This is a genomic window from Halalkalibacter oceani, assembly GCF_023715605.1.
GTDB classification, from domain to species: domain Bacteria; phylum Bacillota; class Bacilli; order Bacillales; family Bacillaceae_D; genus Halalkalibacter; species Halalkalibacter oceani.
This window is the reverse complement of the sequence record NZ_JAMBOL010000004.1, coordinates 129,994-155,608: the sequence shown is the minus strand read 5'-3', so window position 1 is coordinate 155,608 and position 25,615 is coordinate 129,994. Positions and strand designations below refer to the sequence as shown.

22 protein-coding genes and 1 CRISPR repeat array are annotated in these 25,615 nt (G+C 46.1%); of the genes, 20 read left to right on the top strand and 2 right to left on the bottom strand.

Features of this window, described 5'->3' with window-relative positions; all coding sequences use genetic code 11:
* The first annotated feature begins 7 nt into the window (after positions 1-7).
* Positions 8-607, top strand: coding sequence for a DedA family protein (locus M3202_RS07745; protein ID WP_251222806.1), 600 nt, complete (start codon positions 8-10; stop codon positions 605-607).
* A gap of 81 nt (positions 608-688) precedes the next feature.
* Here M3202_RS07745 and M3202_RS07740 read toward each other — a convergent pair whose 3' ends face one another.
* Both M3202_RS07740 and M3202_RS07735 read right to left on the bottom strand, forming a co-directional pair.
* Positions 689-1,591, bottom strand: a complete 903-nt coding sequence (locus M3202_RS07740) for a DMT family transporter (RefSeq protein ID WP_251222775.1) — start codon at positions 1,589-1,591, stop codon at positions 689-691.
* A 359-nt stretch (positions 1,592-1,950) separates the two neighbouring features.
* Positions 1,951-2,515: a CRISPR direct-repeat array (repeat unit 32 nt; unit sequence ATTTCAATCCACGCACTCCCATAGAGTGCGAT).
* A gap of 195 nt (positions 2,516-2,710) precedes the next feature.
* A complete protein-coding gene (locus M3202_RS07735; protein WP_251222774.1) occupies positions 2,711-4,300 on the bottom strand; it encodes an ABC-F family ATP-binding cassette domain-containing protein in 1,590 nt (529 codons plus the stop codon).
* 175 nt (positions 4,301-4,475) lie between these two features.
* Between M3202_RS07735 and recQ the strand changes: the two genes are divergently transcribed.
* The 19 genes from recQ (at position 4,476) to M3202_RS07640 (ending at position 25,577) form a co-directional block, all read left to right on the top strand.
* Positions 4,476-6,596, top strand: coding sequence for a DNA helicase RecQ (recQ, locus tag M3202_RS07730; protein ID WP_251222773.1), 2,121 nt, complete (start codon positions 4,476-4,478; stop codon positions 6,594-6,596).
* An 86-nt stretch (positions 6,597-6,682) separates the two neighbouring features.
* A complete protein-coding gene (gene ytxJ / locus M3202_RS07725; protein WP_251222772.1) occupies positions 6,683-7,021 on the top strand; it encodes a bacillithiol system redox-active protein YtxJ in 339 nt (112 codons plus the stop codon).
* A 305-nt stretch (positions 7,022-7,326) separates the two neighbouring features.
* Positions 7,327-8,265 (top strand): hypothetical protein, encoded by a 939-nt coding sequence (locus tag M3202_RS07720; RefSeq protein WP_251222771.1) that lies wholly within the window; start codon positions 7,327-7,329, stop codon positions 8,263-8,265.
* Positions 8,266-8,280: 15 nt separating this feature from the next.
* Positions 8,281-9,735 (top strand): hypothetical protein, encoded by a 1,455-nt coding sequence (locus tag M3202_RS07715; protein WP_251222770.1) that lies wholly within the window; start codon positions 8,281-8,283, stop codon positions 9,733-9,735.
* Between the two features lie 75 nt (positions 9,736-9,810).
* A complete protein-coding gene (locus tag M3202_RS07710; RefSeq protein WP_251222769.1) occupies positions 9,811-10,458 on the top strand; it encodes an aryl-sulfate sulfotransferase N-terminal domain-containing protein in 648 nt (215 codons plus the stop codon).
* Between the two features lie 117 nt (positions 10,459-10,575).
* Positions 10,576-11,055: a hypothetical protein gene (locus M3202_RS07705; protein ID WP_251222768.1), complete on the top strand. Its 480-nt coding sequence runs from the start codon at positions 10,576-10,578 to the stop codon at positions 11,053-11,055.
* Between the two features lie 242 nt (positions 11,056-11,297).
* The gene (locus tag M3202_RS07700) at positions 11,298-12,338 is read left to right on the top strand and encodes a LacI family DNA-binding transcriptional regulator (protein ID WP_251222767.1); all 1,041 of its coding nucleotides are present in this window, start codon (positions 11,298-11,300) and stop codon (positions 12,336-12,338) included.
* A 248-nt stretch (positions 12,339-12,586) separates the two neighbouring features.
* Positions 12,587-13,432, top strand: coding sequence for an HpcH/HpaI aldolase/citrate lyase family protein (locus M3202_RS07695; protein WP_251222766.1), 846 nt, complete (start codon positions 12,587-12,589; stop codon positions 13,430-13,432).
* Between the two features lie 81 nt (positions 13,433-13,513).
* Complete coding sequence (locus tag M3202_RS07690; protein WP_251222765.1) at positions 13,514-14,542, top strand: tripartite tricarboxylate transporter substrate binding protein; 1,029 nt, start codon at positions 13,514-13,516, stop codon at positions 14,540-14,542.
* A gap of 87 nt (positions 14,543-14,629) precedes the next feature.
* The gene (locus M3202_RS07685) at positions 14,630-15,160 is read left to right on the top strand and encodes a tripartite tricarboxylate transporter TctB family protein (protein WP_251222764.1); all 531 of its coding nucleotides are present in this window, start codon (positions 14,630-14,632) and stop codon (positions 15,158-15,160) included.
* Between the two features lie 52 nt (positions 15,161-15,212).
* Positions 15,213-16,727, top strand: coding sequence for a tripartite tricarboxylate transporter permease (locus M3202_RS07680; protein ID WP_251222763.1), 1,515 nt, complete (start codon positions 15,213-15,215; stop codon positions 16,725-16,727).
* Positions 16,728-16,742: 15 nt separating this feature from the next.
* Positions 16,743-17,945, top strand: a complete 1,203-nt coding sequence (locus M3202_RS07675) for a CaiB/BaiF CoA transferase family protein (protein ID WP_251222762.1) — start codon at positions 16,743-16,745, stop codon at positions 17,943-17,945.
* A gap of 18 nt (positions 17,946-17,963) precedes the next feature.
* Positions 17,964-19,073: an isocitrate/isopropylmalate dehydrogenase family protein gene (locus M3202_RS07670; protein ID WP_251222761.1), complete on the top strand. Its 1,110-nt coding sequence runs from the start codon at positions 17,964-17,966 to the stop codon at positions 19,071-19,073.
* Between the two features lie 473 nt (positions 19,074-19,546).
* Positions 19,547-20,197 carry a GntR family transcriptional regulator gene (locus tag M3202_RS07665; RefSeq protein ID WP_251222760.1) on the top strand — a complete coding sequence of 217 codons (651 nt, stop codon included), beginning with the start codon at positions 19,547-19,549 and terminating at the stop codon, positions 20,195-20,197.
* 175 nt (positions 20,198-20,372) lie between these two features.
* A complete protein-coding gene (locus M3202_RS07660; protein ID WP_251222759.1) occupies positions 20,373-21,575 on the top strand; it encodes a CaiB/BaiF CoA transferase family protein in 1,203 nt (400 codons plus the stop codon).
* Positions 21,575-22,525: a hydroxymethylglutaryl-CoA lyase gene (locus M3202_RS07655; protein ID WP_251222758.1), complete on the top strand. Its 951-nt coding sequence runs from the start codon at positions 21,575-21,577 to the stop codon at positions 22,523-22,525. The genes M3202_RS07660 and M3202_RS07655 overlap by 1 nt, the downstream gene beginning before the upstream one ends.
* Before the next feature lie 132 nt (positions 22,526-22,657).
* Complete coding sequence (locus tag M3202_RS07650; protein ID WP_251222757.1) at positions 22,658-23,734, top strand: TRAP transporter substrate-binding protein; 1,077 nt, start codon at positions 22,658-22,660, stop codon at positions 23,732-23,734.
* A gap of 47 nt (positions 23,735-23,781) precedes the next feature.
* On the top strand, positions 23,782-24,288 hold the full coding sequence (locus M3202_RS07645; RefSeq protein WP_251222756.1) for a TRAP transporter small permease: 507 nt from the start codon (positions 23,782-23,784) through the stop codon (positions 24,286-24,288).
* A complete protein-coding gene (locus M3202_RS07640; protein ID WP_251222755.1) occupies positions 24,285-25,577 on the top strand; it encodes a TRAP transporter large permease in 1,293 nt (430 codons plus the stop codon). The genes M3202_RS07645 and M3202_RS07640 overlap by 4 nt, the downstream gene beginning before the upstream one ends.
* Positions 25,578-25,615 lie beyond the last annotated feature (38 nt).

Below are 25,615 nucleotides of genomic sequence, written 5' to 3'. Positions count from 1 at the left end.
GGACTGGATGTTTCTGATTGATATTATCAGGCAGCACGGCTATATTTCACTTTTTTTAATCATGGCGGTTGGTCTGTTTTTCTTTCCAGTTCCCAATGAAGTTCTTTTAATGACGGGTGGTCTGCTGGCGACTACTTATTATTTAGAGCCGCTCCCGACTTTCTTTATTTTATACGCAAGTGTGATGTGTCATGGGACGATTCTTTATGTCAGCGGCCATGTTGTTTCAAAGCGCGCCCACTTACCGGTGAAACGAAAAAAATCGATTTGGCATGAGCGGGCGGAAAAGGGCAAGGAGCTGTTGGAGAAATACGGCTTGAAAGCGGCCAGCTTCAGTTATTTTTTCCCTTTCATTCGCCATGCGGTACCGTTTAGTATCGGTTTGTCTAACATCTCCTATCGCTTATTTGCGTTAGTCGGATTTAGCTCTGCCTTCGTCTGGCTTACGTTTTACTTTTTGGTCGGCTTCTATTATGGAAGAACGATTACCGACTGGTCGTCGTTTGTCGAACATATGATTTATGCGCTTGCGATTCTCGGCTGCCTCGTATTGCTTTATCACTTTATCAAAAAAAGACGACAGCGCAACCGTGGCTATGATCATTAAAAGGTGTGTCGAAAGAAGCTGCTGAAAAAGGACGATTTTCAGCAGCTTCTTCGTGATGAGCGTAGAGCCTTATTTGTTTTTTTAGGTCAGCCGTTTTCGGGCTTCTTTAGAGGAAGAGGATTCAGCTACCAGGAACATCGAGATAAAGACGAGAAGAATCCCGCTCCACTGCCAGAACGTCAGCTCATCGTGAAAAAAGAAAAAACCGACGCAAATCGCGATGACCGGCTCAATCGTCGACAAAATCGCCGCCCGACTTGATTCAATCTGGCTCAGTCCTTTTGTGTAAAGAATATAAGCAAGCGTCGTCGAGAAAAAAGCTAAGCCAAGGCTGTTGAGCATTACATCCCATTGCAGAAGAAGTGGCAGTGTATGCACGAGATTGCTGGAAAAAAGCAAAAAGACAGTCGAGCAAATAAAGGAGTATACTGTAATCGTCAAAGGCTGATAATAGCGGCTGCTCAGCTTGGCGAAAATGCTGTACAGCGCATAGAAAAAACCGGAGCCGATGCCTATTAGCAAGGTAGAGGCTGTCAGCACGATGCTTCCCTGGGGAAGGAAGCCGACGACAAAGCTGCATCCTAGTAATGTCACGACAATCGCCGCCATTTTTCTTGCTGTCAGCCATTCCTTAAAGAGAAAACGGGAAATGATCGTAACAAATAAGGGACCCGTATACAATAGCATGACCGCAAGAGATAAATTCGTCTGCTCGATCACTTTAAAAAAGCACCAATTAAAAAAGACAAAGCTGATAACCCCAGTCCCCATAAAATAAGGAAGATGGCGCCATTTTATCCGTAGCGCCTGCCGTTTCCAAACGAGCAGATAACTGAGCAAAAGAAGCATTGAAAAAAACGAGCGGATCGCGACAACCTGCCAAGCTGTCAGCCCGTGAGCGTAAAGATTTTGTACGAACAACCCGACTAACCCCCATAAAGCAGCACCAATAATCGCCAGGGAGTAGGCAAGCTTAACTGACATCTTCATTTCATCCCCTCAAAATAATTTCATGTACCGTATTAAAAACAAATTTAAAGAAGAGAGCCCACACTTAAGGAACCTATAAGAAGCTGCTGAAAAAGGACGATTTTCACTTTTTCAGCAGCCTCCTTCATACTAGCATGCCAGATTCAATTATAATGTAGAGCGGAATCTTTTTCGAACGAAAAATGGTGACTACAACGTAAATAACGGAATCAGCACCTGTTACAGTCCTTCTATGTGCTCCCATAGAGTTGCGACGAGCACCCAAGAAGTGCGGATCGAGTGTACAAAAATTTCCTCATCGTACTCCCATAGAGTGCGATGTTATTGATAAGAATGTGCTTACAGAAACAGTTATTTCAATCCACGCACTCCCATAGAGTGCGATAAGTGTTGAAGGTGGTCGTCGAACAGTCAATGTATATTTCAATCCACGCACTCCCATAGAGTGCGATGAAATTTTGGAATTGAAAGGGGATTGACACTAAGTATTTCAATCCACGCACTCCCATAGAGTGCGATGATGCTAATGGTAATGGAAAAGCCGATCCTTGGGATATTTCAATCCACGCACTCCCATAGAGTGCGATGAAATCGATCAGCGAGGTACGCCGCAACCGTCCGATTTCAATCCACGCACTCCCATAGAGTGCGATACCACGCCCTTAATAATAATGAGTCTAGTAATATTATTTCAATCCACGCACTCCCATAGAGTGCGATACCAAAACACGAACTATACATCATAACGCTCTTTATTTCAATCCACGCACTCCCATAGAGTGCGATCGTGACACCGCTTGAATATCCAGCGTCTCGGGATATTTCAATCCACGCACTCCCATAGAGTGCGATGATCCTGCTCAAACACTCGTCGGGCAAAAGGGAGATTTCAATCCACGCACTCCCATAGAGTGCGATAGCGAAAATACCTTGGTTTTCGGTGGTGTTTGGTCGCAGAGTGGTAAGGCTTCGCTTTTATGGGCTGGCTTTTTGGCTGTTTTCTTACATAGTTTTACATGGTGATTCATATTTCGGTTGTTTTTTGGTGCGAACCTCCCGGGAATTTTATGTTCGCTTGGGGTTCGCACCTTGTGTGGCATGCTGTATGTTGTTTTACTTTTTTAGTGCTAAATATTCGTTGTAGCTCATTTCTTTATCGATCAGCCCATCATCAGTCAGTTCGATAATCCGGTTGGCGATTGTTTCGTTAAATTGATGGTCATGAGATGAGAATATAAGCGAGCCTTTAAATGAAATCAATCCGTTGTTCAGAGCGGTAATCGATTCAAGGTCTAAATGGTTCGTCGGCTCATCAAGCAGCAGGACATTGGCTCCGCTCAGCATCATCTTGGAAAGCATGCAGCGGACTTTTTCCCCTCCGGAAAGCACACTTGCTTTCTTCTTCACTTCCTCGCCGGAAAAGAGCATCCGACCGAGAAAGCCGCGTAAAAACGTATCGCTGTCATCCTGCGGTGAGTATTGACGCAGCCAATCGACGAGGTTCAAGTCACAATTCTCGAAGTAAGCGGAATTGTCCTTTGGAAAATAAGCTTGCGATGTCGTCAAGCCCCATTTGAAGCTGCCGCTGTCCGGCTCCAGTTCACCGGCAAGGATTTTAAAGAGCGTCGTTTTGGCGATTTCGTTGCTTCCGACTAAGGCGATTTTGTCATCCTTGTTCATCGTAAAGCTGATGCCGTTGAGCACCTTTTCTCCATCAATTGTTTTCGACAGATTTTCGACCCGCAGCAAATCGTTGCCGATTTCACGCTCCGGCGCAAAGTGAACATACGGATATTTCCGTGATGACGGGCGAATGTCATCAAGCTCAATTTTGTCGAGCAGCTTTTTACGCGATGTCGCCTGCTTTGATTTTGAGGCGTTCGCGCTAAAGCGGGCAATAAAGTTTTGTAGCTCTTTAATCTTTTCTTCCTTTTTCTTGTTTTGATCCTGCGCCATCTTTTGCGCAAGCTGGCTTGATTCATACCAGAAATCATAGTTGCCGACGTAAATCTGGATTTTGCCGAAATCCAAATCAGCAATATGGGTACATACTTTATTCAAAAAATGACGGTCATGGGAAACGACGATTACCGTGTTTTCGAAATTAATCAGGAATTCTTCAAGCCATTCAATCGCCTGTAAATCCAAGTGGTTCGTCGGCTCATCGAGCAAGAGAACATCCGGCTCGCCAAACAGCGCCTGTGCGAGCAAAACTTTAACTTTCTCAGCCCCGGTTAAATCGGCGAGTTTTTTATTGTGAAGATCTTCGCCGATTCCGAGACCTTTTAATAGAACAGCCGCTTCGGATTCGGCCTCCCAGCCGTTCAATTCGGCAAATTCGCCTTCAAGCTCGGCTGCTTTGATGCCGTCCTCATCTGTGAAATCTTCTTTCATATAAATCGCATCTTTCTCCTGCATCACCTGATAGAGGCGGGCATGTCCCATAATGACCGTCGTTAAAACTTCAAACTCTTCGTATTCAAAGTGATTTTGCTTTAATACGGCAAGCCGCTGGCCCGGTGCAAGGTGAACGTCCCCTGACTGCGGCTCAATTTCACCTGATAAAATCTTTAAAAATGTCGATTTACCAGCCCCATTGGCTCCGATCAAGCCGTAGCAATTTCCCGGTGTGAATTTAATATTGACCTCATCAAATAGCTTGCGGTCCCCATATTGTAGTCCTACATTTGTTACAGTAATCATAAATGCGTAAGCCTCCATTGAACATAATCCTATGAATTATACCATTCATTGTAGACAAAGGGATAGGGTTCTAACAATATTTTTGCCTCTTTCTATCATGTTAAAGAGGAGCAGGAATTTGCTATAATAGCAGGTAAGTAAAAAAAGTGTGAGAACACATGGAAAGGAGAGGACGATGCAAACGCTACAAATGGAACAAGCGCAGGAAAAGCTGCAAACGATTTTCGGCTACGAGCATTTTCGCCAGGGACAGCAGGCGATTATTGAGCAGGTGCTTGCCGGTCACGATACGCTTGGGATTATGCCGACTGGAGGCGGGAAGTCATTATGCTATCAAATTCCGGCCCTGCTCCTCCCGGGAGTGACCGTTGTCATTACTCCGCTTATTTCTTTGATGAAAGATCAGGTGGATGCCCTTCAGGAATACGGGGTTGGAGCAACCTTTTTAAATAGCACCTTAACTGCGGCGGAGGAGCAAAAGCGTCATGCCCAAATTAAAGCGGGCGCCTATAAGCTCGTCTATGTCGCACCGGAGCGGCTGGAGCATCCCCATTTTCAACAGCTGCTTCAAGCGGTTTCCCTTTCGCTTGTGGCGATTGATGAAGCCCACTGTATGTCGCAATGGGGGCATGATTTCCGCCCAAGCTATTTGCGGATTCCCGAATGGCTGGAGCAGCTGAACGATCAGCCGACCGTTCTCGCCTTAACGGCTACCGCGACCAAGCAGGTTCGCGCTGACTTACAGCAGTATTTACATATTCGCGAGCAGAGCACGGTTACAATGGGATTTGCCCGGCCGAACTTGCGCTTTGAAGTGAAAAAAGGAGTGAATAAGAAGGAGTTTATTCGTTCTTACTTGACGATGCGCAAGCAGGAATCAGGCATTATTTACGCGACGACGCGCAAGGAAGTCGACCAGCTGTTTGAAGAGCTGTCAGCCGCCGGTTTTGAAGTAGCCCGCTATCATGGCGGGATGAGGGAAGAAGAGCGGTCGGACAGTCAGGAAGCGTTTATTTATGATAAAAAGAAAGTGATTGTCGCGACGAATGCGTTCGGTATGGGAATCGATAAGTCGAATGTCCGTTTTGTTTTGCATTACAGCCTGCCGCGCTCGCTTGAAGCCTATTATCAGGAAGCGGGGCGCGCGGGACGTGACGGGGAGGAAAGTGACTGTATTTTGCTGTTTGCGGCTCAGGATATTCGCACGCATACGTTTTTGATCGAGCAGTCGGATCGGATCGACGAGCGGCAGGCGATGGAATATAAGAAGCTGCAGCAGATGACAAGCTATTGTCATACAGAGCGCTGCCTGCAGCACTACATTCTCGACTATTTCGGAGACGAGGACGGAGAGAGCTGCGGCAAATGTTCGAACTGCGTCGACAGCGGTGAAAAAATAGACCGGACCCGGGAGGCGCAGATTATCTTCTCATGTGTGAAGCGGCTGCGTGAACGTTTCGGCAAAACGATTGTCGCTCAAGTGCTCGTCGGTTCCGAAAACCAGAAAATAAAACAGTTCGGCTTGGCCGATGTGTCGACATACGGCTTGATGAAGGAATGGACGCAGCGGGCGGTTGCTGATATGATTGATGTTCTGACCGCGGAAGGGTATTTACAGCCGACTGATTCTTCTTTTCCAACGCTGCAGCTCACGGAAAAAGCGGTTCCTGTTTTAACGGGTGAGGCGAAGGTGCTCTTGTCAGAGACAACGATCCCGGAAGCGGTGGAAGAACAGGATGATATTTTCGAAGCGCTGCGGCAGGAGAGAAAGCGGCTGGCCGAAGAGCAGGGGGTTCCGCCGTACATGATTTTTTCCGATCGGACGTTAAAGGAAATGAGCGGAAAAGTACCGTTGACGAAAGAAGAGTTACAATCGATTTCCGGAGTCGGCGAGCAAAAGCTGGAGAAATACGGCGAGCTGTTCCTGGCGATTCTTGCCCCTTTTGCGGAGCGGAAGCCGGCATCAGGTCAGGGGACGGCCGTGCGCCGCAAAGAACAAAAAGCAAGAAGCGGCCAATTTAAGCAGACAGCGGAAGCGTTTTTAAATGGTGCTACCGTTCAGGAACTAGCAACGGAATTCGGGTTCACCGAGCAGACGATTATCAGGCATCTGATCAAAGCCGAGGAAGCCGGGATGGAGCTTGGGCTGGCGGAAAGAGTCGAGCCACAAAAAAGGCAGCTAATTGAAGAGAAAATGAAGGAGCTTGGTTGGGAGCGGTTGAAGCCATTAAAAGAGGCGTTACCTGATTCAATTTCCTATGAGGATATTCATTTTGTCATCAGCGCATGGAAATAGGTGGGAACATTTATATGGAATGTGTGCTATGATTAGAGTAGAAAAACAGGCTACATGCGAGCTGCAGCAATGAAAGGATGATTGAGATGCAGGAATTACAGTCGATTGAACAATGGCACGACCTTTGGGAAGAATCTGCTTCAAGGACGGTCTTTTTGCTTAAGCATAGTACATCATGCCCGATCAGCGCCGAAGCGTTTCAAGTGTTTCAGGATTTTATCGAAGCGCAGCAAAAACCGGACTTGCAATTTGCGCTGGTGAAAGTGATTGAACAGCGGCCTGTTTCCAACGCGATAGCAGAAGAATTGCAAATCAAGCATGAATCACCTCAGCTGTTTATCGTCAAAAACAAACATGTCATCTGGCATGATTCACATTGGAGAATTACAACAGATCAGCTTGAAGAGCAGCTTGCAGCGTTGTAATAAAAAATGCCTCAGGCCGGTCAACGTTCGAGGTTGATTTGGGAAACCGGGCAGAAATTCAAAAAAAGAGACGGCTTTATTCATCCTGCTCGCCGTAAAAATGGCGGGCAAACTCTACTTTACCGTTTCGGGGGTGTGCCAAAAGGAAACCAACCCTTTTGCCACACCCTCTCTTTGATCTAAGCCGTAGGAGCAGTGTGGCGCCGGAATAGAGCAGTTTCACCTGGATGTATAGTAGCCTGCCAGATTAGAAGGGATGAAACCTTTTCCATCAATCTATCGTAAATCAAATAGAGGTGATCGGGATGTTAGCAGAATACCAGAAACGGTTAACGGAAGTGAAGGAGCGAAAGCGGCTATATGTAAAGTGGAGCGCTCATAAGGAGCGGGCTATCACTCATTTAACAGAGGGACATCAAAAAGCGGAACAGCTCAGACAGCAGCTGGAGCGTGAAAGAGCCGATGTCGAGCAATTAAAGAAGCTTAGTTTTACAAATTTATTTTATACGGTTGTCGGCCGGCGCTTGGAGAAAATGGAGAAGGAACAGCAGGAAGTGCTGCAGGCGCAGCTGAAATATGAAGAAGCGCTGCAAACAATTGAAGATCTGGAAGAAGAGCTGAAGGAAATACAGCTGTTATTGCACTCCCTGTCTGAACCGGTGAAGGAATATGAGCAGTTGATTAAAGAAAAGAAAGCCTATCTGATAGCGACGGATTCTGTTTTGAATGAGCGGCTTTCCTCGTTAATCGATGAGGAAGAAGAGAAAAAAGCCCAGCTAAAAGAGTATCAAGAGGCGATAGCGGCAGGGATAAAAGCAAGAGCTTCGCTTGAAAAGGCGATTTCGTCACTCGAAAGTGCCAGTGGCTGGTCGACCTGGGATATGTTTGGCGGGGGAATGATTTCAACAGCGATGAAGCATGGTCATATTGATGAAGCGCGGTCTGAAATTCACCATGCTCAGCGCGCCTTGCGCCATTTTGAAGAAGAGCTTAAAGATGTGAATGCTTATACGGATTGCACGATAGAAATAGATGGCTTCCTGACCTTCGCTGATTATTTTTTCGATGGATTTATCGTGGATTGGATGGTACACGGCAAAATTCAGGATTCCTTAACTCAAGCAACCGAAATGTCCTATCATGTTGAGCGGATTGTTGGTGAACTTGAACGGGAGGATCGAGCGCTGACAAGTACTATTGCAGCGTTAAAGCAGCAGAGAACTGAGCTGGTTGAGCTCGCTTAAGGAGCTAATGTTTTCATGACAAAGCAAAAATGGATTATCGTGATTATCCTGCTTATGGGGTTAACGGGCTATACGCTCTGGAATGAGCAGGCGGAACAAACAGTGGCACCTCAGGAGGAAGAAAGTCAACAGGAGGAGGAGCCGTCGGAGACTGAGTCTGAGGCGGAGGAATTTTTTAATCCTCTGAGCGTTCAAATCCCGGAGGCGACGCGTGAAGAATGGGATCAGCTTAAGCTCAGCCGTACAAGAGGATTAACGCGGGCGAGAGAGCTGGAGAATACGATTACTCCTGAAATCGAAATTCCATTTAAAGAAGGTGGCCAGGAGAGCTTGATCATTGAGGAGATCTGGTATACGCCGGATCAGGTTCACGTGTTTTACAGCGTTGACCTGTCCGAAGAAATTCATGAATACTACAATTTGCCTGTCCTGAGCGGAAGGTTGCGAATTGGTGGAGAGGGAGAGCTGGAATCAAATGGCTCCTACTCAAATCAATGGATGACGGATGAAGCGCGGATGGTCGAGGGCCGCTATCATGATCGGTTAATTTTTGATCCGGTTCGCAATGAAAATGGAGAAGTGATCCGGCAAATCAGCGAGCTGCATTTATTTGATTTAACGCTTCACAAGGGCGGGAAAAGCTATGAGCTGAATGAAGTTTCGATCCCGATGGAGCTGGATTTCGATCAGGTGGAGACGGTTAGCATTCCGATTGAGCAAGCATTCAGCGCAGACGGAAACAGCATTTACATGGAGGAGCTGCGCATTACTCCATTTGGGATGGAACTATTCTTCCGCGATGAGTCAGAGGATGGGGATCCATTGCTTGATCTGGCCGTTGATTTAGTCAGCAAAGACGAGACGACTATCGGCTTTTTCTACCAGGGAATGTTTCGGGAAAATGAAGAAAAATTTATTCAATTCGAGCCGGTCGACGAGCTGCCGACTGAGTTTGAGCTAAAGGTCCAGCGCGCTACATATGTGAGTGATCAAGATGTATCTTTTGCGATTCCGCTTATTAGAGACTCGCTTTTGCTCAGCATTGACCGCAGCCAGCAGGAAATCTATGAAGAAAGCATTGGAACATGGTTTGGCGCGGAGCTTGTTTTTCAGGAAGCAACTTATAGCCAGAATACATTGGAATGGACCTTGCTCGTGAAAGCGAACGAAAACGCCACTCGATCCTTGGCGATTCCTTATTTTACGGAAGCATCCTTTTACGAAAGGACAGGATTTGAATCTGGACGTCCGCCGCTTTACTTAACGTATAAGACAGGGGACCAGCCTGTCAATGATCTCCATACGATTGGCATGAACGGGAATATCGATGACCTGGGGCAGCATATCTCCGTTGAATTATCAGGCATTCGTCAGCTCGAAGCGGATGAGCTCGTTGTTCAAATTGAAAATGTCACGTACACCCAACATTTTACCGACAGCCTTTCTGTTTCATTTTCTCCAGATAACTAAAACGGAAATGAACTGAGCTGGTGAAACTTATCCGAAGCACCTGTCGTTTCATAAGAGAAAAAAAGGGGGAATCGTATGAAACGACTTTTTGTGATCGGATGTGTAGTCGTAACCGTTGCTATGCTTGCCGCATGTAGCGCCAATGAAAATGATGAGCCGAACAATCCGGCAACAGCGGACGAACAAAGCGAAGTCCCTCCAGCTGACGAGGAGGAAACTGAAACTGGCAATGAGCTGGAGAGTCCGATAGGCTCCAGTGATGCTGCTGAGATTAAGGAAATTCCGGTAACAGTTGAAGGCGAAACGGAAATGAGAGAAGCGCAGTTTCACCGCAGCGCCATCGGCTACAGCATTTACATTCTTCAGGATTTTATGCTTGAGAGCGAGGAGCCGAACCGCGATGTGATCCTGTCTAATTATGATGATTCGTTTTTCACAAGGGTGATCAATCATGGAAGCGGAGCGGATGCACAGGAGATCAAGCAGATGATCACAGAGCATGCCGAGGGAGAAATCGTCGAGGGAGAAGACGTCCCGTTAGCGGATATTGAATATACGGTTAAAGAAGAAATTACAAATGAGGATGGCGTGACCATGATCGTCCATACGGCCAAAGAATACAATGGACAATTGATTGGTTTTACGCTGTTTCTTCCGCAGAAGGAAGCGGCAGAAGGCATTTCCCCGGCTATGTGGGCGATGCTTGATACCATTGAATGGTAATTCCTGCGTAATCTGTTTAAGCCCGGTGTGAGGAAGCTGCTGAAAAAGGACGATTTTCACTTTTCAGCAGCTTTTTCGTAATGAGTGTAGCCATTACGAAAAAGGGGAGGAAATTCTTTGCTGAGATACATCGTTTTGGTCTTTATAATGCTTGTCTTTGTCGGCTGTACTGGCGATGAATCAATAAGTAATCATGTGGTCATGGCACAGGACTTTCTGCGCCATGAAGGATACGAGGTCGTTTCATACGAAGGAGAAGGCCGGCGAACGTTTGCAAAGTCTGATTTATTGGAGCTTTCTAACGAGCAAGTGTGGGCGGTTCAATATACAGAACCGGATGAATATTTAAATAAGCAAATTGAAACGGTCTCTTTCACGGTTAAAAATCATCCTTTGGATGAGCAATTCAATATGGGAAAAACGTCCGTAACCGTATGGCTGCAAAACGGAGAAGTGATCGGTGGCTGGTCGTTTCCCGTATCAAAAAAGAATGATGTGGCCGGAGCGCCAAGCTCTTTAGACGGAAAAACCGCGGAAGAAGTTCAAGGAGACTATTCGAAGTGGCAGGAACAATGGCGGGAAAAATACGGAGAGTGAGTGGAAGGGAAACCTGTCATAGTGGTGACGATGCCTCGGCAGTAAGGGAAAGCAGCCTTTTGCCGAGGTTTTTTTGCTGTTGATTGAACAGGCGGGAAGTACAACTTTCCTGAATTTACAATAAACAAAAAATTTAAAATGTTCTTGACGGATATTTTTGCACTGTGCTACGATCTAGTTAACCGATCAACGAAACCGGTTTCATTAATCGGTTTCAGAAATTGCGAGTAGGGTGGATGCCGATGAACAATAAAGCCAATAAAGTAAATATGGATACAATCGCGAAAAAAGCCGGCGTTTCAAAAACAACGGTTTCACGAATTATCAATGGCAATTTTGAATACGTCAATGAGGCAACAAAGGAGAAAGTATTACGAATCATTAAGGAACTGAATTATAAGCCGAATTCGTTGGCGAGAAGTTTAAAGCAAATGAAGTCAAATGTCATCGGCCTTATTCTCGCCAATATGAAAACGACTTTTTGGTCGCTCGTGATCGAGGGAGTCGAGAAAAGATGCCATGCTAACGGCTACAGCTTAATGATTTGCAATTCTAATAATGATCCCCAGCTTGAAAGAGAGCATATTGAAAATCTGAAAATGAAGCAGGTAGACGGCATCATTATTAATCCAATGATTGAAAACAAGCCGCTGTTTCAGGAGCTGATCGACGAGAAGTATCCGTTGGTTCTGATCAACCGCAGGATAGACGGGATGGCTTTGGATACGGTGATTATCGACAATGTGCGCTCTTCAATGCTGGCCGTTAATCATTTGAGGGATTTAGGCAGGAAATCGATTGCGCTAATCGCCTATACTTCGCAAGGGATCAGTCCGAGAGAGGATCGAATTGAAGGATACCGCAGGGCGATGGAGAGCAATGGAGTCGCTGTCGATGAAATGATGATCCGGGAAGTGGAAGAAAAGCCGGGAACCGCAAAAGAAGCGGTGAAACAGCTGCTTATGGCGCCGGATCGTCCTGATGCGATTTTATCTTCTCATGTTTCAATGATCTCAGAGGTGATCGAGGCTGCCAATGAACTGGGGCTTTCCATTCCAAATGATGTCAGCCACGTCGGCTTCGACGAGTCGGTCTGGTCGCAGCATTTGGCCTCACCATTGACGACGATCAGTCAGCCGAGTTTTGAAATGGGAGAATTAGCGGCAGAGCACATGATTGATTTTATTAAACATAAAGAAGCGTTCGTCCCGACGACTACGCTGCTGCAGCCTGAGTTAATTGTAAGAAGTTCCTGCGGCAACAATTTGTTGAATCGGGCTTGAAAACGACTGTGAAAAAAGAAGCGAATAGACATGGTTGAGGGGTAGAGGCTTTCGAGTTTGCTTGAACGTTTATTCCTCAGCCTTCTATATGAAGGTAATGGAGCAAGAGGCGTTACCGCAGAAAAAATGCAAAGAGAAGGAGTGTCGATGATGGGTTTTGCTAAGTTCCCTTAGCTTTTTTAAAAGTCAATATATGAAAGCGCTTTAATCATGTGAGTGAAACTTTAAAACAACCCGGAGGTGCTACAGTGAAACCAATTCGTTCCCTTTTATTTTGTCCCGCAAATAACGAGAAAATGGTCATGAAAGCAATTGCTTCTGAAGCCGATGCGGTCGTTCTCGATTTAGAGGATGCCGTCGCGATTGAGCAAAAAAAGCAGGCGAGACAGCAGTTGATTGCCACATTGGAAGATGTGGAGCTTTCTCCAAGAATTTTTATCAGAATCAATGATCGCCAGACTGCTTTTTTTGAAGACGATTTACTCGCGGTCGCGACATTGAAAGATGTCAGCGTTATTATTCCGAAAGTCGAGCAAAAGGAAGATATTGAAAAAGCAGTAGAAATGTTGCGGAAAGGAGCGGCTGATGGGGCGGAAAGAAGAATAAGCCCAATTCTTGAAACGGCGAAGGGGATTATGAATGCGTATGAAATTGCCACTGCCTCTGACAAGATTTGCGCCCTTTCTTTCGGCGCTGTCGACTTTGAGCTTGATATTAATGCGATTCGGACCGAGGGAGGGGAAGAATTTCTCTATGCGAAATCGCATGTTGTGATTGCTTCACGGGCAGCGGGAATCGCTCCACCAATTGACAGTGTCTATCCTGATTTCCAGGATGATCATGGCTTACAACGGGATTCATTTAAAGCCAAATCGCTCGGCTTTCAAGGGAAAGGGGCTATCCATCCAAGACAGCTCAGCATTATCAACGAAGTGTTTTCACCGACAAAAGAGGAAGTGGACTACGCCACGGCGGTGGTCGAAGCATTTGAAGAAGCTGAGAAGAATGGGCTGGCTTCGATTAAGCTTGATGGAAAAATGATTGATTATCCAGTTTATAAAAAAGCGAAACAGATGCTTGCTTATCAAAAGTAGCACATATGTAGATGGTAAATTCAGAAAATTGTTTATTACGTTTATTTTCTATAAATTAACAAAATATGGAGGGGTTGTAAGATGCAAAGCAAAAAGTTTTTTGTCGTCCTTATTATTTCATTCATGTGTTTACTTGCTGCATGTGGTGGAACAGATGATGCCAATGGAGACGGTTCAGCAACGGAAGGTGACGGTGGAGGCGAAGCAGGCTCAGGGGAAGCTGTTGATTATCCGACACGGGATATTGAGTTAATCGTTGGATGGGGAGCCGGAGGAGGCTCTGATAGTTTCGGACGGGCGATCGCGCTCGAGCTGGAAGATATTTTGGGGGTAAATGTGAATGTCGTTAATATGGAAGGATCAGGGGGAGCGATTGCCGGAAGCTATATTTTAAATCAGGCAGAACCGGATGGCTACACGCTTTGGGCGATGGCCAATTATCCGGCTACGTATTTAACCGGAGTGAACACGAATCCGTTAGAAGCATACGCGCCTGTTGCACGCATTCAATACGATACGTTGGGTCTTCATGTAACCGACGCCAGTCCGTTCGATACGATCGAAGGAATGATTGAATACGCTCAGGAGAACCCGGGTCAATTGACGATCGGTGGAACAGGAGTCGGAACATTTGACGAGATCGCGGCGACAGTACTGGAGAGAGAATTTGATATTGAGTTAAATTATGTTTCCTTTGATAGTGCCGGTGAGATGCAGGCTGACTTATTAGGTGGTCATATTAATTTGCTGCTGGAGGAGTTCGGTCCAGTAAACGAATATATTCAGGCGGGAGATATGATTCCGATTCTTGCTTTTGCGGATGAGCGGATTGAAGAATACCCGGACGTTCCTGCGGGTGGTGAGCTAGGCTCAGAGAATTTAACAATCGGCGGCATGAGAGGAATTGTTGTCAACGGTGACACGCCTCCTGAAATCGTGGAAATTTTAGAAAGCGCTCTCGAAGAGGCGAAAGATACGGAAAGATACAAGCAATATGAAAGAGATTCCTTTTTACATTTGAGAGATGGCTGGCTGAATTCAGAGGATTATACAGAGAGCATCCAAAGCACGATTGAATTGTATGATGAAATTTTAAATGGCGGGCAGTAAGAAAAGAACATGCAGAAACGGGTTGTGTCAAAAGAATAAGGCTTTTGGCACAACCCCTTCAGCAAAAATGATGATAGGAGGATTTTCATGAGAACAAATATTGTTGTTTCGATTATCACAATTTTGTTCAGCGCTTTTTTCCTCATTCAGACAGGACAGATTGTCGAGAGAGAAACAGATGCAACTTTAAGTTCGACGTTTTGGCCGACCTTTCTTTTAAGCTCGATGCTGGTTCTTGGAATCATCTTGCTAGTAAAAACAATCATTCAACGGAAAACGAACAGAGCGGATGCGGCAGAGGAGCAAGAAGGCGTTGAAGCTCAATTGGATGATTCTGACTTTGTCGACGAAGCGCCTGCATTTCCGAATCGATTATGGCTGATGATTGCGATCTCTTTTGCGTACGTCATTCTTTTGCCTTTGGTTGGCTTTATTCTTTCCTCACTCGTTATTTTAGTCGCCATTACGTTATTAATGGGTGTGAAAAAGTGGTCATCCCTTGTCTTAACATCAGTATTGGGCACCGCTTTTCTTACGTTTCTATTTATCAATCTTCTTCGTGTTCCGCTTCCGCGGGGTGTAGGAATTTTTCGCGATTTAAGTTTGCTTATCTATTAATATCAGGCTTTTCGACGGTGAACAGATCCTGATATGAGAAAGGAAGATACCAATGGGAGAAGCACTGTTTTTAGGCTTAATGAATATTTTGGATCCTATTTATTTATTGGCCTTGGTCTTAGGCGTCATCGTCGGCTTTCTCGGCGGGGCGACTCCTGGCATTAGTGGAACGATGCTCGTTATCATTTTAGTCCCGATCACATACGGGATGGATACGATCGCTGCTTTTATTATCATGACTACGATTTATGTGACTTCGGTCTTTTCAGCGTCCATTAGTGCGATATTATTCCGGACGCCCGGTACCCCGGAAGCTTTGGCGACGGTGTTTGACGGGTATACGATGGCCAAAAAGGGGGAGCCGGGAAAAGCGCTCGGAATTTCCATTTTCAGTTCGGCGATCGGCGGCTTGGTCGGAGTGTTGTTTTTAATCTTTTTAACTCCCTTCTTAGCCAGTTTGGCGCTTCGCTTTTCTTCAGCGGAATATTTTGCGATTGCGTTTCTCGGTTTAACCGTTGTCGCTTCCTTATCAAATAAAAAGGTGATTCTTGGTTTAATTGGTGTTCTTTTCGGATTGTTCATTGCGACTGTCGGGATTGACCCGAGCTCGGGCGCGCATCGCTACACATTTGAGTATGAGCAGCTCTATGCCGGAATTCCGTTCGTTCCTGTTTTAATTGGACTTTTCGCCATTTCTGAAATCTTCCGGAAAGCTCAGGAAGACCATACATTGAAAAAGGCCGTGCGGGAGTCGACGACGAGACTGCCTGACAGAAGCATCATCAAGAAAATCTCGACGACGATCGTGCGCTCCTCTTTCATCGGCACGTGGATCGGAATTTTACCGGGGGCCGGGGCCACTACTGCGGCGATGGTCAGTTACAGTGAAGCGGTCCGCTGGTCGAAGGAGCCGGAGAAGTTTGGAACAGGAATACCAGAGGGGATTGCGGCGCCGGAATCAGGAAACAATGCGGCGGCAATGGGTTCCTTTATTCCGCTAATCGCCCTTGGGATTCCCGGTGGGGCGACGACGGCCGTCCTTTTAGGAGCATTTATTCTTCACGGCATTCAGCCCGGACCAATGGTTTTAACGAACCAGTCGGAGCTCGTTTATACCATTTTTATTGCGCTGCTCTTGTCGATGGTGCTGATCTTAGTTTTAGCGAGGCCGTTTATCTACCTGTTTAAAAGTATTTTGCGAGTGTCTTACAGCTATTTAGGCGCATTCATTTTTTTATTCTGCGTCGTTGGAACCTTTGCGTTGAGAAACAATGTGTTCGATTTGTGGATTATGTTAGTGTTCGGCGTGCTCGGTTTCTTTTTAGAAAAAATCAAGTTCCCGATTGGTCCGATTGTCATTGGAATTGTACTTGGGTCGCTGGCTGAATCTCATTTAAGACGTGCTGTTCAAATAGGCGGCGGGGAGATTAGTGTCCTGTTTACTCGACCGATTAGTGGAACGATTTTGGCTTTGGCGTTACTCGCTATTTTCTTCCCGCTTATCAAATCGCTCATCAAGCGGATCAAAGGCAGCAACAAAGATATCGGTGTTGACAATAAAGGATAACTGAAGGTGGTATATATGACAAATGAGAACAAGTTACCGTTAGCCGGCTTACGAGTGATTGACGCATCATCAATCATTGCAGGCCCGAAGCTGGCGTCATATCTTGGCGACTTCGGAGCCGATGTGATCAAAGTGGAGCCTCCAAAAGGAGACGCTTTAAGGTTCGCCGGAAAGATTAAGGAAGGCAAGTCATTGGAATGGAAGCTGATGTCGCGGAACAAGAAGCCGATCACCTTAAATTTGGGGACGGAGAAAGGGCAGGAGCTGTTTTACCGGTTATCGAAGACAGCGGATGTAGTGATAACCAATTTCCGTCCTAACACGCTGAAAAAATGGAATATTGATTATGAGAACTTGTCGGCGGTAAATGAAAAATTAATTATGGTCAAGGTGTCAGGGTTTGGCGAGAACGGGCCTTACAGCAGCCGGCCGGGATTTGGCACATTGGCAGAAGCAATGGGCGGCTTTGCCAATATAAACGGTTTTCCTGACAGCGGTCCCCTCCTGCCAAACTTTGCGCTCGCCGATCAAGCTACTGCGTTGCTCGGGGCATTCGCGACGATGACGGCGATCTATGAGCGCGAGCACTCTCCGGACGGAAAGGGCCAGTATATTGATTTGCCAATATATGAAGCGTTAATGGGTATTTTAGGAAATCAGGTGATGGAATATGATCAGCTCGGTGTTCTGCCGAAACGGATGGGAAATCGTTCGGAGTGGTCCGTTCCAAGAAACCTCTACCAAACGAAGGATAAAAAATGGGTTGCTGTATCCGGCAGCGCGCAATCAATTGTTGAGCGGATTTTTAAAGCGATCGGGCGGGAGGAGCTCATTCATGATCCGAAATTTAAAGATAACCAGGCGAGATTACAACATGCCGAAGAACTGGAACAAATCATGGCCGATTGGATGATTCTCCACACGCAGGAAGAAATTCTGAAACGATTCATGGAATATGAAGCAACGATTGCTCCCGTTTATGATACAGCGGAAATGTTGCAGGATCCTCATTTTAATTTTCGCGAAAACTTTATTGATGTGCCGGACGATGATTTCGGTTCGGTGAAAATGCTTAATGTCATTCCGAAGTTTTCCCGCACGCCGGGGAAAATCAGAAATACAGGGTTGGAAAAAGGAAGCTGCAATGAGGAGGTTTATCAGGAGTTGGGCTTAAGCGCCGAAGAAATAGAAGAATTCAAGAAAAACAATATTATTTAAGCGAGGGGAGCGGACAGGATGAAATTTAACATTGCCACATTACCAGGAGATGGCGTCGGCCCGGAAATTATCTCGGAGGGAATCAAAGTGCTTCAGGCCGCGGAGAAAATTGTCAGCGGGTTTTCCCTTGATTTTCAGAAGTACGATGCCGGTGCTGGCCACTATGTCAAAACGGGTGATGTGTTTCCGGATTCCACATATGAGGAGTGTAAAGAAAGCGATGCGATTTTTTTAGGCAGTATGGGAATCCCCGAAGTCGTCTGGGAAGATGGTACAGAGGTACAAGGGAAGGTCATCTTAACGCTGCGCTTTGAGCTTGACCTCTTTGCCGGAGTGAGACCGGTGAAACTATTTGAGGGCGTCAAAACTCCATTGGAAAACAAAGAAAACATCGATTTGGTTATTGTCCGTGAAAATACGGAAGGGCTGTTTACGTCCTTTAAGGGAGGGAGCCAGATCGTCAATCAGGTCGTCGCCGACACGATGATGATTTCAAGAACAGGGACGGAGAAAATTTGCGATTATGCGTTCAAGCTGGCACAAAAAAGAAATGGCCGGGTCAGCGATGGCCAAAAAATTGTGACATGCTGCGATAAGAGCAATGTCTTTAAGTCACTTGCCTTTTTCAGAAAGGTTTATACGGAAGTGGCCGACCAATATAAAGGCGAAGTCGCCACCGACTATGCGTACATCGATGCTCTATCTTTATGGTTAATCCAAAATCCGCAAAACTATGACGTCATCGTCTCGGAAAATATGTTTGGCGATATTCTTTCAGATTTGGTCGCTGCGTTAGTAGGCGGAATGGGAATGGCGCCTTCAGGCGACATTGGCTACGATCACGCCATGTTTCAGCCGGCGCACGGCTCTGCTCCGACGATCGCCGGGAAAGGGATCGCCAATCCAATCGCTACAATTTTATCAGGTTCGATGATGCTCGACTGGCTTGCTGATAAGCACCAGAATGAAGCGGCGCGGCAAGCCGCTTCGCTGATCGAAAAAGCGGTTGCCCGCGCCGTCGCTTCCGGGGTGAAAACGCGCGACATCGGCGGTGAAAGCTCGACTGTCGAACTGGGAGATGCGATTGTGAAAGAGATGGAAAAGATTCCTCTCGGTGAGCTGCAATAGAAGCTGATTGCTCCCTTAGCGAGAAAGGTTGAAAGCAGGCTGCACAAAATGAGCTAAAAGAAACGGGGTACAGACGCCATTTGCTTTTTTCTTGAAATAGATTTCCGGTCCCCCTGAAAAACTTATTCAAGCAAGTATCTGATGAACCACTTCATGCGATAAAACGCATAATGTGGTTCAGTCTGTCGGCAAAGTCTCGTAAAAAGAGACGGTCAACGGGCTTTTTTATAGAATATGATTAGGAGCGGCGGATCCCCTTCTTTTCATTTGTTCGGTTAGTCATATAGGTTAAAATACTTTTGACCCACCCTCGCTTTTCTACAGCCTAAACACCTCATGCTATAAATCGCATGAGGTGTTTTTATTTATCACTAAAATAAAAATTTTCAAAAAAAATGAATTGACATAATTGTATACAAAAAATATAATTGTATTAAATCATAAATATTGTATTCACAGGTGGGTGGAGTGATGTGAGAAAAAGCTTAAAAAAAGAAAGCTTGTACGAGATAGTCTATGAATCGTTAAAAACCGCGATTATCAATGGTGAATATGCTCCAGGAGAAAAGCTGATCGAAGCAAGAATTGCCGAACGGTACAATGCGAGCCGAACTCCGATACGGGAGGCGATTCGCAAGCTGGAGCGTGAGGGGCTGGTTGAGTTTACCTCGGGTCAAGGCTGTGTAGTTACGGAGCTTACGAAAGAAGAGATTATCAGCATTTACGAATGCCGGTCAGTGCTGGAGGGATTAGCGGCACGGAAGGCGGCGAAGATGATCACAACAGAGCAGCTTGAACTGCTTGAAGAAAACCTGATTCTATGTCAGCAGTTTCTCGAGCAAAACAAACCGGCTAAAGTCATTAGCAAAAACACGGAATTTCATGACACGATTATTGTTGCGAGTCATAATGAGCCTTTAATCAGCATGATGGATCAATTGCGGTCACAGATTCTCCGTTACCGGATTTTCCATAGTAACGTCGGGTTTCGACCAAACTTTCTTGATGAGCATACCGCGATTTTTGAAGCGGTAAAAAGCAGAAATGAAGATTTGGCTGAAGCTGTAACGCGTGAGCACTATATGAACGATGCAGAGTACTTTATAAAATGGGCCAGAGATTAAATTATAGCTCTTTGTAGCGGACAAAAGGAGGGCCGGTGGTGAAGCAGACATATCATCGTCAGCGTATGGAAGCGATGTCGTTTACCGCATGTCATTGGATCCATGCTCCATAATCGGGAGCAGGATTCAAGCTGTTTACTGAAATGAAAGCGCTTAATAACGGAGGAGGGTTTCTATGCTCGACAAAAAGCGAGGGCCGCTGGAGAATGTGCGAATTTTGGATATTTCAACAGTATTTGCTGCCCCCTTTGCCGCCTCTCTGCTAGGTGACTATGGCGCCGATGTCATCAAAGTTGAGATGCCAGGGAGAGGAGACACGCTGCGGGGCATGCAGCCGACGGAACAAGCGGAATCATTGCCATGGGTGGCAGTAACCCGAAATAAAAAAGCGATCACCTTAAATTTGAAAAAAGAGAAAGGACAGGAACTGTTTTTACGCCTTGTTAAACATACTGATCTTTTATTTGAAAATTTCAGGCCGGGAACGTTAGACAAGTGGGGATTGCCGATCGAGCGCATTCGCGAAGCAAACCCCGATCTTATCATCATTCATGTGAGCGGATATGGTCACACCGGTCCCGCCAGGCATAAAGCCGGCTTCGGCACGTCGGCAACGGCGTTCAGCGGCTACACCTATTTATGCGGCTATCCTGATCGGCCACCTCTTTCGCCGCCGGTTCCGCTGGCCGACTATGTAACAGGAATTTTCGCGGCACTTGGGGCGATGGTAGCCCTCTATCACCGCGATACACGAAATGGGCCTGGCCAGGATGTCGATATTGCTTTATTCGAATCCCTGTTTCGGATATTAGAGACAGTTGTGATCGAACACGGATATACCGGGGCCATTAAAGAACGTACTGGAAACGAGCAAACGAATGCTGCACCAGTAGGCACCTTTCAAGCAAAAGATGGAGAGTGGCTGGCGCTAACTACGAGTACAAACCCGACGTTTTATCGGCTGGCAGAAGTTCTGGGGCGGCCGGAAATGAAAACGGATCCGGATTATTCAACGAACGAGGCGCGCCTTCTTCGCAAAGATGAGCTTCATCAGATGATAGATAAATGGTTTAAGCAGCACACAGCAGAAGAAATCCAACAAATTTGCGATGACAATGGGATTCCTGTCTGTCCTGTCTATGATATTGCTTCGATTTTTAAAGACCCGCAATATAAGGCGAGAGAGGCCATTATTGAGATGGATCATCCTAAATTGGGCAAAGTTTCGATTCCTGGTGTCGTACCAAAGTTTTCAAAAACGCCGGGAACGGTGCAAAGTGTCGGGCCGCAATTAGGAGAACACAATGAAGAAGTGTATCAACAGTTAGGCATTACTCAAGCAGAACTGGAAAGATATATCGAGGAGGGTGTTATTTAATGAATCGTTTCCATTTACCGAAAGAGGTTGAAATTGTCGAAGTTGGCCCACGTGACGGATTACAAATCGAATCGAGATTTATTCCGACAGAAGAAAAAATTAAAATGACTGATGATTTATCAGATTGTGGCTTTAAAGCGATTCAAGTGACATCGGTTGCTCATCCGAAGGCTGTTCCGCAATTAGCAGATGCTGAGGAAGTAATGGCAAAAATAAAGCGTCGGCCGGGCACTGTTTATAATGTTCTCGTTCCGAATTACCGTGGAGCGGAGAGAGCGGTGAACATGAACGCCGACGAGTGGGAATTAATGCTGTCTGTCTCGGATTCCCATAGTATATCAAATGCTAATAAGACGACAAAAGAAGCCTTAAAAGAACACGAGAAGGTTGCCCGGCTCGCCCAGGAGAATGGGGTTATCGCCAGAGGTGGAATGGCAACCGCACTCGGCTGCCCTTTTGAAGGAAGGATGCCGATTGACAAACTGTTTTATGTCATAGAGGCTTACGAGAGTATGGGAATTCGCTACATTACGGTTGCCGATACGATCGGTGTCGCTGATCCGAAACATGTGTACGAAACGATGGTTCAAGTTCAGGAAAAATTCCCGGATATGAAATATAATCTTCATTTGCACAACACGCGAGGGATGGCCTTAGCCAATATTTATGCAGCGCTGCAGGCCGGAGTGACATCGTTTGATACGGCGATTGGTGGACTTGGCGGCTGCCCTTATGTTCCTAACGCGACAGGCAATGTCGCGACTGAGGATGTCGTCCATATGCTTGAACTGATGGGAATTGAGACCGGATTGACATTTGATCAGTTAATTGAAAACGCTTCCTTTGCGGAGCAATTGGTAGGCCATCCGCTGGAAAGCGCAGTTTATAAAGCGGGTCATTCTAACAAATTACACGATGCACCGAAAAAACAAGTGAAGCAAGCCGACTAAAGCAGCAGAAAAATGGATCAACCCGTCCGGGCCGGAGGGAGGTGGGAAGCCTTTCACTTTAATGATAACATCTGCCGTTCAACAGCCGCTTTTGAAAACAAAACGAAAAAACGAAAAGAAAAGAGGAGAATCATGAATACTAGAAAAAGTCGGATCACATTTGGCTTGTTTATCGGGATCGCCCTATCCATTTTATTAGCGGGCTGCGGCTCTGCCAATACAGATTCACAGCCAGATTCTTCATCCCCTTCGGCTACAGAGGGATCTTCTTTCACCCATGAATTTCAATTGACGACCCCGCTTGGCGACAGTCATACAGCTGTACAAATTTGGACGGATCTTTTCGCGGAGCTGGAAGAAAAGACAGATGGCCGGCTGACGGGTAAAGTTTTTTCTAATTCTCAGCTCGGTGGAGGGAATATGAATACGACTGTGGATATGGTGCAGAAAGGAACGATTGATATTGGTGTCTTTGGCTCCCCATTATTAGGCGGGTACGTACCTGAGTTCCGTGTTCCGACGACAGCGTTTCTTTTTGATGATTTTGAAACAGCAGATAAAGCATTGAACGATGAGGCAGTCATGAATTTTTACAGAGAAAAGTCTGGGGAAAGCGGCTATTACTTTATGGGTTGGATGGAAAACAGCTGGAATGAAATTACGAATAATAAAAAAGAGCTGATTTTGCCGGAGGATATGCAAGGGCTGAAAATGAGAGTCGCTGCTGGTGACATTGTTATAGCCGGTTTTCAAGCTGCCGGGGCAAATGTCGTGGATATGAGTTTGAATGAGCTCTATACCGCATTGCAGCAAGGAGTGGCCGATGGCCAGGAAAATGGGGTGTCGGGAGCGATTACGGCGAACAAGCTGTATGAAGTGCAAAAGTATATGACATATACGCAATATTCTTACAGTCCGTTTGCTGTTGTGATGAATAAAAAGCTCTGGGATGAAATTCCAGCCGATGACCAGGCTATCCTGACAACTTTATTTGAAAAATATGCTCCGATGCAGATTCAGCAGAATCGTGAGAGCATGGAAGAAAACCTAGAATTCGTCAAGAGCGAAGGGATGATCGTCCATGTGATGACGCCAGAAGAAAGAGAACAATGGAAAGCGGTTATGGGCCCTGAAGCGCCTGATGTTCAAAAAGTGTTGGATACGTACGATCAGGATTTTGTCAAGATGCTTATTGATGCAACACATTGATCAAAAGAGGGTAGGAGAATTCATTGTGTGACAGGATGTGAAAAGAAATGCCAAAGGGTAAAACAAAAACGAAGTATTCTCCTGAAGAATATATCGTGGCGATTGTGATGACGCTCATGCTGATACTTTGCTTTGCCAATGTGTTGTCGAGGTACATTCTTCATCTGCCGCTGCTTTTTACAGATGCTTTGTTAGGCGCGTTATTTCCGATGGTAACGTTTTTGGGGGCGCCGATTGTCTGCATGAGAAAGAGAAACCCGGCTTTTACTCTTTTTAGCGATATGCTTCCTCGAAAGCATCAGAAATATGTTGAGCTGCTGACAACGATCGCGAGTGTTATTTTGTTTTCTTTTTTGCTGTATTACGGCACGATGAAAACGTTGGATTATTATCAATACAATACGACGATCAACGCATTGAATAATGCGCCGAGATGGATTTTCTCTGTATGTATTCCGGTTGGTGCACTGCTCTATATTTGGAGAACAATTCAAGTTTCTGTAAGCGCTTTCAAGGAAAGGACGATATCAGGCGCTGAGGAGGATGAACGATGAGCGCTGGCACCATTGGCATACTGCTTCTAGGCATCTTCTTCCTGTTGATGATTTTGCGCATTCCGATCGCGATCTCTCTCAGTCTCGCTTCAATAATCACGCTGCTGGCAACGGGAATGGCACCGGCGATGTTCGCCGATATTATGGAAGCTTCAGTTTCTTCAACCGCGCTGCTGGCGATTCCATTCTTTATTATTGCCGGTAACATTATTAATCATTCAGGAATCTCGCAAAGAATTGTAAGATTTGTAGAACTGTTGATAGGGCCTATTCCCGGAGGTCTGGCTATTGTTTCGGTTATCGTTGTCACTTTTTGGGGGGCGATCTCAGGTTCAGGTCCGGCAACTGTTGTTGCTCTAGGACCTGTCCTGATTCCATTAATGGTCAATGCCGGCTATAACAAAGCGTTTGCCGCTTCGATTATCGCGGCAGCAGGTGGAATTGCCGTCGTGATTCCGCCGAGTATAACCTTTATCGTCTACGGTGTCGTCGCCGAGGGCGCATCGGTTGGGAAATTATTTGCCGCTGGCATTCTTCCCGGGATTCTGATGGGATTAGCCTTTTGTGTCTATGTTTTTCTTTACTCTGTACGTCACGGGTATAAAGGGCAGGTTCGGGGTTCCCGAAAAGAAATATTCCGCGCATTTTGGGCCAGTTTTTTGGGGCTTCTTTCCCCGGTTATTATTTTGGGCGGAATTTACGGTGGGATTTTCACACCGACCGAGGCGGCGGCGGTAGCTGCTTTTTACAGTTTGTTTATTGGTGTTGTTGCTTACAGACAAATAAAACGGGAGAATTTTATGCCGGTGATGGTCGACTCAGCAGTGGATTCCGCGATGATTCTTCTCATCACGGCCGGTGCTGGCGTAATGGCCTGGCTCGTGACAACAACCGGAATCGCCTCGGCTGTAACGACGCTGTTAATGGGAATTTCAACGAACCAGTACATTATTATCACGGTGATCTTCTTTATTCTCGTGATGGCCGGTTTTTTCCTGGACGGCATCTCAATCACCTATTTGTTCGTCCCGTTATTGCTGCCTGCTGTTATGCAAATGGGCTACGATATTACATGGTTTGGAGTGATTTTAGTCGTTGCCGTATCGATCGGGATGATCACGCCTCCGGTCGCTGCTAATATTTATCCGGCAGCGCAGATCGCCGGCGTTTCACTTCACGCCATCTCCAAACAGATTATCGGTTTTTTAATAACCGGTATCATTGTCGGACTGTTGCTGCTGTACATCCCGCAAATTTCGCTATTGATTCCTAACCTTTTAGGCTTATAGAAAGATTGACTGACGGGCAGGGAGCTGTTTATAACCTT